At 63.0% G+C, this 13,230-nt stretch carries 10 protein-coding genes and 1 tRNA gene; 10 read left to right on the top strand and 1 reads right to left on the bottom strand.

What is annotated here, in order from left to right; genetic code table 11:
• Positions 1–3: 3 nt before the first annotated feature.
• Positions 4–2,535 (bottom strand): hypothetical protein, encoded by a 2,532-nt coding sequence (locus P12x_RS25820; protein WP_435007901.1) that lies wholly within the window; start codon positions 2,533–2,535, stop codon positions 4–6.
• Positions 2,536–2,788: 253 nt separating this feature from the next.
• On the opposite strand from P12x_RS25820, the gene P12x_RS25815 reads away from it, so the two are divergent.
• The 10 genes from P12x_RS25815 (at position 2,789) to P12x_RS25770 (ending at position 13,218) form a co-directional block, all read left to right on the top strand.
• Positions 2,789–2,862 (top strand) — tRNA-Arg (locus P12x_RS25815).
• 993 nt (positions 2,863–3,855) lie between these two features.
• Positions 3,856–5,352 (top strand): OprO/OprP family phosphate-selective porin, encoded by a 1,497-nt coding sequence (locus P12x_RS25810; RefSeq protein ID WP_435007900.1) that lies wholly within the window; start codon positions 3,856–3,858, stop codon positions 5,350–5,352.
• 904 nt (positions 5,353–6,256) lie between these two features.
• Complete coding sequence (locus P12x_RS25805) at positions 6,257–6,922, top strand: carbonic anhydrase (RefSeq protein WP_435007899.1); 666 nt, start codon at positions 6,257–6,259, stop codon at positions 6,920–6,922.
• 366 nt (positions 6,923–7,288) lie between these two features.
• Positions 7,289–8,221 carry an urea transporter gene (locus P12x_RS25800; RefSeq protein WP_435007898.1) on the top strand — a complete coding sequence of 311 codons (933 nt, stop codon included), beginning with the start codon at positions 7,289–7,291 and terminating at the stop codon, positions 8,219–8,221.
• Between the two features lie 76 nt (positions 8,222–8,297).
• Positions 8,298–8,600 carry an urease subunit gamma gene (locus P12x_RS25795; RefSeq protein ID WP_435007897.1) on the top strand — a complete coding sequence of 101 codons (303 nt, stop codon included), beginning with the start codon at positions 8,298–8,300 and terminating at the stop codon, positions 8,598–8,600.
• 48 nt (positions 8,601–8,648) lie between these two features.
• Entirely contained in the window at positions 8,649–9,026 is a 378-nt protein-coding gene (locus tag P12x_RS25790) for an urease subunit beta (protein WP_435007896.1), read from the top strand.
• Positions 9,027–9,077: 51 nt separating this feature from the next.
• The gene (ureC, locus tag P12x_RS25785; RefSeq protein ID WP_435007895.1) at positions 9,078–10,799 is read left to right on the top strand and encodes an urease subunit alpha; all 1,722 of its coding nucleotides are present in this window, start codon (positions 9,078–9,080) and stop codon (positions 10,797–10,799) included.
• A 67-nt stretch (positions 10,800–10,866) separates the two neighbouring features.
• Positions 10,867–11,547 (top strand): urease accessory protein UreF, encoded by a 681-nt coding sequence (locus tag P12x_RS25780; RefSeq protein WP_435007894.1) that lies wholly within the window; start codon positions 10,867–10,869, stop codon positions 11,545–11,547.
• A gap of 79 nt (positions 11,548–11,626) precedes the next feature.
• Positions 11,627–12,280 carry an urease accessory protein UreG gene (ureG, locus tag P12x_RS25775; RefSeq protein ID WP_435011727.1) on the top strand — a complete coding sequence of 218 codons (654 nt, stop codon included), beginning with the start codon at positions 11,627–11,629 and terminating at the stop codon, positions 12,278–12,280.
• Positions 12,238–13,218 carry an urease accessory protein UreD gene (locus P12x_RS25770; protein WP_435007893.1) on the top strand — a complete coding sequence of 327 codons (981 nt, stop codon included), beginning with the start codon at positions 12,238–12,240 and terminating at the stop codon, positions 13,216–13,218. The genes ureG and P12x_RS25770 overlap by 43 nt, the downstream gene beginning before the upstream one ends.
• Positions 13,219–13,230: the final 12 nt, after the last annotated feature.

Here is a 13,230-nt window from a genome sequence, read left to right as displayed (position 1 = left end):
GAGTCAGTAGCCCGATCGAGAGGTTGAGCGGCGCTTTCCGGCCCTCGGCTTGTGGAGGCCGCTGAAGAGCGGGTGGTCGGAGGTCTTCACCTCGACCGGCCGGGTCTGCCGGGATCGCATTCGAGCCCCGCGCCAGGATCGATAGGCGATCATCCCCAGCACGCCGAAGCCGACGGCCGGGGCGATCGAGGCGATCTCGATCTGGGGGGATTCCATCCTGGAGTCCGGATCTTCGCCATCGATGAACGACGGGATCTCGGTCGTCTCGTCGAGCGTCAAGGCGACCGGCGAGGTCGTGCGTCCGGACAGGAACTCCAGCCTTTCGAACCCCAGGGCTGCGATCCGGTCGATCCACGCTACGGCCGCATCCAGAACCTGCTGATCAGTGCCGGGGGATGCATCGCGAGAGATCAGCCCATAGTCGATTTCCGGTGTCGAGTTCCCGGTCTCCGTCGGGATTTCGCGGGGGCCTGCCAGCTGCGGATAACCTTGGCCGGGAGCACTTAGTTTATTGTGTGGCTTCTTCGGGACCACCACGAGACCGCCCGGCAGGGAGTCCGAATTGGAGGCCAGTGCCACCGAGCCCGACACCCCGGATGGGCCGACCACGCTGATTCGCTGGGCCACCAGCAAGGGGCGGCCGACCAGTGCGGAATAGTTCTCGGTATTGGTTCTCGTGTGAACCCCGGAGGAAACCTGATAGGTGGTGACGTTCGGGGAACCCGGCGAGTTCGCCGGAGGGATCGACGGGCTGCCGATGGGGGGCGCCAGCACGCCCGACTCCGGGGCCGTATCGACGGGCTCCGTGATGACCGGCCCCAGGCTCGCCGTCGGCGCGATCAGCCGGAGGTTCAGGGCCGGCCCCTGGGCGATCCCGCCCAGCAGCAGCGACTCGTTCGATGAGGACTTCTGAGAGACCGTGAGGGTCCCCTGGAATCCCGAGTCGCTGGGGTTGGTCAATTCCAGCGTGTAGGAACCGGCGAGCAGGTATCCGTCGACCTCGGCCGATCCGTCCGGGTTCGGGGAGAGCTCGATGCTCGTGCCGTCCTGATTCGTGAGGGCCGCGGTCAGGCGGGTCGGACCTCCGGCCATGGAGATCGTGTAGATCCCCGGCTGGAACACCTGGAAGTGCCGGATGATCGATCCGCCGGCCGCGACCTGGACGGTCGTGCTCAATCCCGCCGATGCCACGCCCGGCAGGAGCGCCCCGAGGTTCTCGCTCCGGGTCGAACCCGGCACGATCTCGATGTTTCCGAGGACCCCGGCGGGGAAGCCAGGGGCCCGGGGAACCAACCCCGCGAGGTCGACGAGCGATCCCCCATCGGCGACCTTCAGCGTGTATCGACCCAGCGGGAGAGGCTGATTAAACAGGAACGAAAGCCGAGCGTTGGTCTCGTCGTAGGCGATCGGCGTCATGTCCCAGGAGACTCCCGAGGAGTCCACCAGCGTGGCGGGAGAGACGCCCGAGAGGAGATCCTTGACCTGAATGGTCCCGGAGAACTGGATCGTCAGGCCGGTTGGGACGGTCGAGTGGGCATCGCCCCGATCGACCCTCACCCCGGTGACGCTGGTCGGCAGATCGGCCGAGTCGGCCACGAAGGAGAGGCGGAATGGCCCACCGATCGCGCCAGTTTCCGAAGTCCCGACCAGCCCGCTGGCGGGGTCATAGCCGGTCGGAGTGCCCGGGATGTTGCCCGGCCCGGAGATTCCCACCAGATAAGTTCCGGGGGACACCCCGTCGAACAGGTACGGGTCCCCGACCGAGCCGGCGTGACCCCCGGAGGCCGAGTCGATCAGATTCCCTTGCGCGTCGAAGAGGGAGAGGACCGTGAGCGAGGGAGCGCGCCCGTCCGGGGTGGTCACCGAGAGGCCGAGCCGCCAATGATGGCCCGCCGGGATGCTCAGCCGGTAGAGGCCGACGGCGCCCGGGTTCGTCGCCAGGTCGAGGATGCCATCGGTCGACCTCACGATCGGTCCCGCCTGGCCGAGGTCGATCACCTCGATCGGTCGGCGACCTATGGTGAAGCTGGAGATCGCTAGGTCGACCCCGCCGGTGGTGATGGGCTGATTGTCGCTCGTCAGGAGAAAGTTGTCCGCGCTCAGGAGGAGCTGATAGCGCCCGTTCGAGAGCGGCGCGCCGGGGGTCAGGAGGATCCTCGACCCCGTGGGGTCCTGGAAATCGAGCTCCTCGGTCAACGAGCCCTGGGGTCCCATGATCGGCGTCAAGGTCCCATCGTCGGCCACGCGGACGAGCCGGAAATCGGCCACACCGATGGAGAAATCGTTGAGCGAATGAGCGAAGGTGACCGAAATCACGCTTGGAGATTGCTCGACGACCGAATTCGGTGCCGGGTCGACCAGGGCAATCGGCGAACCGGATTGGTCCGAGGAGAAAAATGAAGTCGATCCGAGACCATCGGGGAGGATCGGATTCCCGGCAGAGAGGGCCAGTCGGGCTTCCATCTGGTCGAGGCTCGGCCGGAAGCGTCCGTGGGACGGTCGTCGATTCCGGAAGAGTCGTTCTTGGTAAGTCATGATGAGTAGCACCCCCGTGGAACTCGGCAGAAGCCACGGTCGCCCTTCGGAGATCAGGCGGATCACGTCGCTCGCTGCAACCCTAGGCTTTGTTTGTCGCCGAGTCGAATGCCGAGCACGATTCGCCGCGAATCCACGCCACGGTTGGGCGGAATCAACGCGACTCGGGGTGTTCGAGTGGTATTTTTGATAAATGGGCTTCCCCAGCGGCCGGGCAATCCCGTAAGATCGTCCTTCCTCGGTCAGCAAACGAGCACCCGTAGCTCAATTGGATAGAGCATCGGTCTACGGAACCGAAGGTTAGAGGTTCGAATCCTCTCGGGTGTACTTCCGTAAGTCCCGCCGATCGTGAGATTTTGCGTACCTGTCCCGACGGGGACGGAGCGGCCCGAACAATCCTCGAAACCGGTCGTCAACCGGATTCGAAGTTTGGCCCGTGACAAAATCGACAACTCACGCCTTTCGCCTCGTTCTCACGAGCCCAGTAATCAAGCCGTCGTGACCCTCGTTGGTCTCGATTTATCGCTTGGTCGCCTCGGTACTTCCGAGAGCCGGGCGGAATAAGATCGTCTGATCGCCTAATGGCTCACTAACGGTCGACGGCCTCCGGTGGCCGATGCGAGTCCGGGAGACGATCTCACGATCAACGTGGACTTCCCACCGATGGTGGGCGGCGGGTTAAGGGTCTATCCGGCTCTCTCGGACTCGGCGATTGACTAGTAATCCAGCGACGAATGTCGTCGGATCCGGTTGAAGCAGTCCTCGGCGGGACTCGAACAAGCTCGATCGCGCCTCGTCGCGAGTCGCTAGCCGTTCGCCGAGCCATCGAAATCATACACCTCGCCTGACTTTGCAATTGTCGCATGCTTCGATGTCGGATATTTTGCCCCGGCGAAGTGCCGACCTGAGCGATCTGGCTGGCATGGCTCGAGTCTCCCGGATCGACGAGTGTCCAACATTGCTGGGGTCTGGTTCAGGGCTGACGTTGTAGGGTGGGCTTGTTGCTCGAATTGATCCGGCGGACCGGGCATACCTTCTCGAGCGATTGTACTTTTCGAGGATGGTTCTTATCAGGTCGGTAGGGGCGGAGCACGAATGCGATATCGCAGTCGCCTGCAAAGCTCGATGAGCCCGAGTTGTCTTGTGTGGATCGCATTCCTGGCACAGGGAGCAATCTCCCACTCGCAAGACCTTCCCCAGCCTCCCGCCCCGCCGACTTCATCGCCAGGATCGGGTGACTCGACGCCTTCGCCTCTCTCCCCGAGGATCACGATCGAGCAGCTTGCCAAGCGACTCGAGGCCATGGAGGCGACGAACCGGATGCTCGCCGAGGAATTGGCGAGGACCAGGAAGGAGCAGGAAGCCCGCTTGCAGGAAGTCCTCGACCGGGTCGAGAACCTTCCGAAGCGCTCGAGCAGTCTAGTGGATGGTATGGCGATCCCCGAGGCCATCGAGGCGGCCCCGGGCGCGGACGTCCCGGCCGCGAATGCCGAGAATGCCGCGAGCACGCCGGTCCCGGACTACACGGAGGGCCAATTCTTCCCCAATACGCCCGCTCCGGGATTCCCCGTCACCAAGTCGGCCGGTCGAGGTGGTCTGCCCCTGTCGGGGAGATTCGGTCCCGGGTTCCAATTCATGACGGAGGACGAGAAGTTCCGGCTCCAGATCCACTACGAATCGCAAATCGAGGGGCGAGTTTGGGGTCAGAGCGATCAGGTGCCGGCCAATAGCGGCATTTTCCTGCCTCGTCAACGCATCTTCTTCAATGGAAATATCACCAAGCCAATCGAGTATGAACTCGCGATTAATCGTGGATTCGGTACTATCAATGTCTTGAATGCCTATATCAATCTGCATTTCGACGATCGATTCGAACTCCGCTTCGGCCGATTCTTCACCCCGTTCAATTATGATCAGTATGCGATCTCAAATTACTGGCTGCCGACTCCGGAACGGTCGATCTACACCACCAACGTCGGGCTGAACCGTCAGTTCGGGCTCATGGCCTGGGGCTACCTCTTCGACAAACGCCTGGATTACGCCGCGGGGATCTTCAACGGTTCGCGGAATTCCTTCGAAAGTCTGTCCAACGGCGTGGATTTCGTCGGTTATCTCAATGTGCGACCATTCCAGGAATCGGAAACGTACCGCCTCCTGAGATTCCTGAATCTGGGCACCTCGTTCTCGGTCGGCCATCAAGATCAGTCGCCCGTACCCGTGTCTTTCCGGATCGCCGGCGGATCGCCGAACGCGGACAACCCTGGACCCGGGACCGTGCCCTTCCTGATCCTCGATCGCGGGGTGATCGAGCGTGGGCAGCGCCTGCTCGGGTCGGTCCACTCGGCCTATTTTTACAAGAGCCTTTCCCTGATCGGCGAATGGCAATACGGCTACGGCAACTACGCGTCCCCGGCCCATCCGAGATCGGCCCAGGTCCCCTTCTCGGGATTCTACGTCTCCGGGGGATATTTCCTGACCGGGGAGGAGGTCGAGCGTCGGTCGAGGGTCGTTCCCTTGAGGCCATTGGTCCCGACGAGCAAGCTCGATCGGCGAGGGTTGGGAGCCTGGGAACTCGCCGGACGGGTCAGCAAACTCAGCCTGGGCCGAGAAATCTTCGACTCTGGATTCGCCGACCCGAATCTCTGGTCGAACCAGGCGATCACGACCGAACTGGGCGTGAATTGGTACTGGAACGAATACGTAAAAATGTACATGTTCTGGTTGCATGGAGACTTCGGGAGCCCGGTCCAGTATCGCCCCGGCGGGTTCCAGACGACGGCCGACCTGTTCTGGCTGCGGTTCCAGCTCTATTTCTGATCGAACGAGGGATCGGCGGACATCCGCCCCTCGGCCGGGCCGATGAGGTCGCCGAGGCGATTCGGCCGAGCGTTGGGTCGTGACCACCCCGTCATAGGCATCACGACCCCCGGATGCCGAGTGTCATTCCTAATCGAATAAAATTTGAGAGTGCACACTTCTCGCGGGCGCTCGGGACGCGTATCTTTTGACTTGCGAGCGAGCGGCAGATGCGTCCCCGATGTATCCGAGAGAAGTCGAATGGCCTCGAGACAGCCGATTTTCTCGATTGTTTCGCGCATCATTCACTCCCCGACGCGGTCTCGCCATGCGCCCGCCCACCTTGCCGGTCCGGGACACGACCGGACGGGGATCTCAAATCGGGGAATTACATACAAAATCGATTATTGAACCGGAGGGGCCATCGTTCGCCTCGACGACTTTAACGAGGCGCCCTGGCTCCGGTCCCTTCGGTGATTGACATTCGGGTGGTGGGCGTCCTGCTTCCGGCAATGGGCCAGGTAGGCGGCTCGCTCCGATCGTTCCGAGCACCGCCCTGACTTGAGACCGGCGATTGCTCGCACCGCCAACATTTGTTGATGTTGTCGATCTCGGTCCGCAGGAATTGCGTCGTCATTGGGAGGGGTCGGCTTCTGGTGAGGTCCGCCGCAGGGTCGGGACCGCGAGTCTTCGATCCAGCACGGGTAATTTCAACGCCAGGATCGTAGGCGCGAAGCTCGGCGACGTGTACTCCCGAATGCCCTGCCTTCGAGAGCGTTCTATCGTCGAAGCATCGTGCGGAACCGTGCGAAGATCATACGACCGCTACACCGAGCCGTGATATCCGTCGATAAGTCGCCCATAATCGAGAGAGGATTTGCCGATGCAAGCTCCGAACCGACCATCAAGACGAGATTTCGTGCGAATGACCGGCATGGCCGCCAGCCTGGCGATCCCCCAGGTTGCGCTGGCTGTCAACCCGCAAGTACCGGCCCGCGACCCCGATTCCGTGCTCGCCCTCCTGCTCGAAGGTAATGAAAGATTCGTCAACGGCAAGCTCACCCATCCCGGTCGGTCCCCGAAGGACTTCACGGCACTGGCTGAGGGACAGGCCCCCATGGCCGTCATCGTGGGTTGTGCCGACTCGCGAGTCTCCCCCGAACTGGCGTTCGACCAGGGTGTCGGCGACCTGTTCGTGATCCGAGCGGCCGGTAATATCGTCAGCGGAGCGGGAGCGCTGGTGAAGGGGAGTATCGAATTCGCGGTCGCCGAACTCGGGGCTCGCCTCATCATCGTACTGGGCCATAGCCAGTGTGGCGCGGTCAAGGCGGCCATCGCGCACATCGATTCCAACGACGCCTTGCCGGGGTCGATCGGGGACCTGATCAACCCGATCCGCCCGGCCGTACGCTCCGTGGCCGGAATGCCCGGGGATAAGCTCACCAACGTCACCCGAGCGAATGTGGAACAGGGCGTCAAGACGCTCAAGGGCCTCGATCCGATCCTGGCGAAGCTCGTCCAATCGGGCGAGCTGAAGGTGGTCGGCGCGACCTACGAATTGCGAACCGGCAAGGTCGACGTCTTCTGCTGAACGAGGACCGCTGGGCCGCCATCTCGGATCAGGTTTCGACCCGGCCGGATGAATCGTTCGCGAACGGGCATGAACCCTTCAAGTCTCCAGCCCTGGTCGGTCGAGACGCACTCCTTGACCGATCGGGGCATGAGTTAGGGTGTTTTCGCGCGTGCCCTTGCCTGAGCTAGATCCACGATCCCTGCGGATGATGAACTTCTCTTCATTCTATCTACTTGAGCCTATGTTTTTTCTCGGTCGTCGGGACGCGTCGTTGACTTCACTTGATCGGTTAATATATTGTCTTGAAACAGATCGAAATGCAGCACATCAAATTGCTTCGCATCTCTCGTCAGACATCGGATCCTACATCTTGAAGGGAACCTCATGTCTGGATTGACGGACAGTTACGTCCCGGAGCCAGTCCGTGCCGAACTTCGCGGAATCGGTCAGATTTTTTTCGCGGAGAATGCGCTAACCGGATTTCTCTTCGTCCTGGGGATCGTGCTGAGTTCCCCGCTCATGGCGGCCGGGCTTGTCGTTGGTTCGGTCATCGGTACGGTGACGGCCAGGGTCCTGAAATTCGACGCGGCCGAAATATCGGCCGGTATTTATGGCTTCAACTCGGCATTGGTGGGTATCGCCGCGTTCTTCTTCTTCAAGCCCGGTCCGTTGAGCCTTGCCCTGCTGGTCGGGGGTTGCGTCCTGGCGACGTTCCTGACCCGGCTGATGCGTAGGCACGTCCCATTTCCCACCTACACGACGCCCTTCATCGTCACGACGTGGCTCCTGTTTTTCCTCGGGACTGCGATCGGAGCGGCACGCGTCGAGCCCGGCGGTCCTATGGTGGGAGTGGGCTTCGCCCAGGCGGTTGCCCACGGGGTCAGCCAGGTGATGTTTCAGGCCAGCGTCCTGACGGCTTTGCTCTTCCTGATCGGGATCGCCATCAGTGACTGGCGACACGCTTCGTGGGTGCTGGTCGGGTCGTTCGTGGGGGCGCTCGTGGCGAGCTTCCATGCCACGGCGGCGGCGCGAGTGCTCGACCCCGAGAGCCTGGTCGAGCGGTCCTTGCCCGAGACGATCGCGCTGGGGCTCTACGGATACAATGCGACGCTCGCGGCGATTGCCCTCTTTCTCGGGAAGCGGTCGTTCATCCCTCCGCTGCTCGGGATCCTGATCTCGGTCCCGCTCACCGAGTTCGTCCCGATGCTCGGACTGCCCGCCTTGACGGCGCCTTTCGTATTGGCGACCTGGCTTGTCCTGGGGCTGGCCTGGCTCGAAGGTCGATATTTTGGGCCTTCCGCACCGCCCACACCTTGATTTGATCAAGCCCGACGCGTCCATCTGATCGGATCCGACACGCTCGAGATCCGGATCATCTCCTGGAGTCTTGCCGATGCATCTTTCCCCGCAAGAACGAGACAAGCTGTTGATCTTCGTGGCGGCCCAGGTCTCCCGGGCTCGAAAAGAGCGCGGGTTGAAGTTGAATGTGCCCGAGGCGATGTCGCTGATCACGGCCGAGTTGATGGAGATGGCCCGTGACGGGAAGTCCGTGGCCGAGATCATGAGCGCCGGGCGGGAGATCCTGGGTCGAGACGACGTGATGGAGGGTGTCCCGGAGATGATCTCCATGATCCAGGTGGAGCCGACCTTTCCGGATGGTTCCAAGCTCATCACCGTTCACGACCCGATACGCTGAGCAGGGGCCAGGATCCCTCACGTCCGCTGATTCTCTGGGAGGCTGATCATGATTCCGGGCGAGTACATTTTCGACGGACCAGACCTTGAACTCAACGAAGGCCGCCCCGTCGTGACGCTCACCGTCAACAACACGGGGGATCGGCCGGTTCAGGTCGGCTCCCACTATCATTTCTTCGAGACGAACCGGGCACTGGTCTTCGACCGCGAGAAGTCGTACGGGATGCGCCTCGACCTGCCGAGCGGGAATTCGGCCCGGTTCGAACCGGGTGAGGTCAAGGAGGTCAACCTGATCCCCTATGGCGGACGACGCGTCGTCTACGGATTCAATGCGCTGGTCATGGGCCGGCTCGACGATCCCTACACTCGGCAGTCCAGCCTGAAGCGTTGCTTTGAAGGTGGCTTCGGACACAAACCATCCCAGTGACGTGTCGCATCGCGACCCATCCCGTAGCGAAAAGGCAAGGGGACTCGACCGATGAGCGTGCGACTTTCACGACAATCCTACGCGAAGAAGTACGGCCCTACCGTCGGCGATCGCATCCGACTGGCCGATAGCGAGCTGATCATCGAGATCGAGCACGACTATACCGACTACGGCGAAGAGTCGATCTTCGGCGGCGGCAAGTCGATCCGCGACGGGCAGGACCAATGCTCGATCGAGGAGCCGATGAGCCCGCCCCATTGCGACCTGGTGATCACCAACGCCGTGATCATCGACCACTGGGGGATCGTCAAGGGAGACATCGGCATCCGCCAGGGGCGGATCGTGGCCGTGGGCAAGTCGGGTAATCCCATGACCCAGGCGGGGGTCGACCCTCGCTTGGTCATCGGGCCGGGCACGGAGATCATCGCGGGAGAGGGGCGGATCTGCACCGCCGGTGGGGTCGATACTCACATCCACTTCATCTGCCCGCAGCAGATCGAAACCGCCATCGCCTCGGGCATCACGACCCTGATCGGCGGCGGGACGGGATCGGCGACCGGGACCTGGGCGACCACCTGCACCCCCGGCCCCTGGAACATCATGCGGATGCTGCAGGCCTTCGAGGGGCTTCCGATCAACGTCGGGATCCTCGGCAAGGGGAACGGGAGCGTTGCCAAGCCGCTGGAAGACCAGATCAGGGCCGGTGCCTGCGGATTGAAGCTCCACGAGGACTGGGGGACCACGCCCGCGGTCATCGACACGAGCCTCACGGTGGCCGATGAGTTCGATATCCAGATCGCGATCCACACCGACACGCTGAACGAGTCCGGATTCCTCGCCGACTCGATCGCCGCTTTCAAAGGGCGGGCGATCCACAGCTTCCACACGGAAGGCGCGGGCGGCGGACACGCCCCGGACATCATCAGCATCGCCGCCTTGCCCAACGTCCTGCCATCCAGCACGAATCCGACCCGTCCGTTCACGGTCAACACGATCGACGAACACCTCGACATGCTGATGGTCTGCCACCACCTCTCGAGGAGCATCCCCGAGGACGTGGCGTTCGCCGAGAGCCGGATTCGGGCCGAGACGATCGGCGCCGAGGACATCTTCCACGACCGGGGCATCATCAGCATGATGAGCTCGGACTCCCAGGCGATGGGCCGGATCGGCGAGGCGATCGTCCGTTGCTGGCAGACCGCCCACAAGATGAAGGTCCAGCTCGGTCCGCTGGCCGGGGACAGCTCGCGGAACGACAACGAGCGGGTCAAGCGCTACGTCGCCAAGTACACGATCAATCCCGCGATCACGCACGGCCTGGCCGAGCACATCGGGAGCATCGAGGGGGGCAAGCTGGCCGACCTCGTCCTCTACAAGCCGGAGTATTTCGGGGTGAAGCCCGAGCTGGTCCTCAAGGGGGGGCTCCTGGTCTCGGCCCAGATGGGCGACCCGAACGCCAGCATCGCCACGCCTCAGCCGGTCTACCCTCGACCCCAGTTCGCCGCATTTGGACGGGCCCTCTCCCAGTCGTGCCTGTCCTTCGTCTCGAAGGCGTCGCTGGACGCCGGAATCGGCGAGCGATATGGCCTGGAGCGTCAACTTGTCGCCGTCCAGAACTGCCGAGAGATCGGCAAGAAGGACATGCGACGGAACGAGGCTACACCGGAGATCCGGGTCGACGCCGATACGTATCAGGTCTGGGTCGACGGCGAGAAGGTCGGGAGCGAACCGCTCGAAGTATTGCCCATGGCCCAGCGCTACTTCCTTTTCTAACGTCGATTGGCCCCAAACCGGTCGAGCACCTCTTTGAGGTTCGACCGGCTGCGGGTCTCGAGGCACGATGAACCTTCATTTGCTCCAGATCGCCGACTCCGCGCTCCCGATCAGTGGCTACACTCATTCCTGGGGACTGGAAGGAGCCATGGCCCGGGGCCTGGTTCACGACGCCGAGTCGCTGGAGCGATGGACCGGCCGATGGCTTCGGACCTCACTCGGGCCTCTCGAAGGGGTGCTCGTCGCATCAAGCTGCCGAGCGGCTCGCGCCGGGCAAACCGCCGAGGTCCTGGCCCTGAATCTCCTGGCCAATACGTCCATCATGCCCCCTTCGATCCGCAACGCGAGCCGGGAGATGGGCGAGCAGCTCGTGGCACTCGGGGCGACCTGGGGGTGGTCGGCCGGGGGGCTCTCCCCCTGGCTTGCCAATCAAGGCGAGGCGTCGGGGGGCTGGCATCATCCGGTCGCTTTCGGACTGCTGGGGGCGATCGCGGGCGCCGGGATCGAGGACGTGCTGACCGCCTATCTTCATCAGTCGGCCCTAGGAATGATCGGCGCGGGTGTTCGCGCGATCCCCGTGGGCCATACTCATGGCCAGCAGGTGCTGGCCTATCTCCAGGATGACATTCGCAACCTGGCCGCGGATCTGGTCGATCGCGAACCCGAGACGGCCGGAGCCGGTTGCCCCTCATACGAGATTCTCTGCGATGAGCAAACTCGACTATACGCCCGGATGTTCCGCTCTTGAGGACCGTCTCGATCCGCCGAGACCTCGACGTCGCCCGAGCTGGGGAGTCGTCTACCACAATGATCCCGGCCACGATCACATGGGACGACCAGGCCCGGCGCGTTACGCCGGTCCCACCCGAAAGGTCTACACGATCGGCGTCGCCGGCCCGGTCGGCTCGGGCAAGACGGCTCTGGTCGAGATGCTCTGCCGTGCCCTCTGGCCGGAGGTGAATCTGGCGGTCATCACCAACGACATCTACACCCACGAAGATGCCGAATTCCTCTCCCGGAGCGGGGCCTTGCCGGTGGAGCGCATCATCGGCGTCCAGACCGGGGGCTGCCCTCACACGGCCATCCGCGACGACGCCAGCGCCAACCTCAGCGCCGTCGCCAACTTCCAACGTCAGCTTCCCGGCCTCGAACTGATCCTGGTCGAATCCGGGGGCGACAATCTCACCGCCGTCTTTTCGAGAGAGCTGGCCGATCGTTTCATCTTTGTCATCGACGTGGCGGAAGGGGACAAGATCCCCCGCAAGGGGGGGCCGGGCATTTGCAACAGCGACCTGTTGGTGATCAACAAGACGGATCTGGCGCCACACGTCGGAGCCGACCTGGAAGTGATGCGTCGAGACAGCCTCAAGATGCGCGGCGAACGGCCATTCCTGATGGTCAGCATTCGCCAGCAGGAAGGAGTCCAGGAGGTCATCCGTTGGGTCCGCGAACAGCTAGGATCACCCGTGACGAACTCCTGACGCCGGGCGATTTTCGCGGGCTCGACTCGAAGTCACACCCGGCAGCCCGCGTCGGTGGGGCGCGAATCGAACTGATCCGTTCGGGAGATGAGACCCGCCTGGGGGCCTGCTATCAGCAGGTCCCGGTGCGTCTGATGCCCCCATTCGCCCTGCACTCCGAGCCGGCGTCCTTGCTCTATCTGATCAACCTCACCGCCGGCTTGATGGATGGCGATGGCCACCTGATCGAGGTGGTGGCCAGGCAAGGCACCCGGGCGGTCGTGACCGGACAATCGGCCACGCGTGTCCACCCCGCGCTGCTGGGTTATTCGACCCAGCAATGGTCCGTCTCCGTCGAGGACGATGCGTGCCTGGTCGTCCTGCCCGGTCCGACGATCCCGTTCCAGGGCAGCCGTTACTATCAACGAGGACGAGTCGAACTGGCACCTCGGGCCAATCTGATCTGGGGCGATCTCTGGTGGCCCGGGCGTTACGATCGCGGCGAGCTCTCCGAGCGATTCCAATTCGAACGGATCGTCCAGGACTTCGAGGCCCGACGCGATGGGCGTCTCATCTACCGGGACCGATTCCGATGGGATGGCCCGTGGACTACGGAAGATATCGACTGGTACCTGGGCGGGGCGCTCGCGTCGGCCAGCCTGTTCATCGCCGGTCCGATGCCCAACGCACTCCCGGAGGCCGATCCATCGCTCCGTCGTTCTATCTTCCAACTCGATACGGGAGAGACGTGCATCCGATGGTGCGGCCACCCGACGAGACTGACCACGGAACTGGTGAGGGTCGCGTTGAAAGTGGCCGGCACCTGGACCGGCGGCCCCGAGGCGAGATCCTGGCTCCTTGACTCGGGCGAACTGGCCCCGAATCACTGGTTCTCCATGCCCCTGGACCGCCAACTTCCAGCCGAGCCCGACCGGGAAGCCGCGATCTCGACCACCTGACCAGAACCCCTT

The sequence above is a fragment of the Tundrisphaera lichenicola genome, assembly GCF_051175385.1.
GTDB classification, from domain to species: domain Bacteria; phylum Planctomycetota; class Planctomycetia; order Isosphaerales; family Isosphaeraceae; genus Tundrisphaera; species Tundrisphaera lichenicola.
Note: the sequence above shows the minus strand (reverse complement) of the source record. Positions and strands in the feature narration are given on the sequence as shown.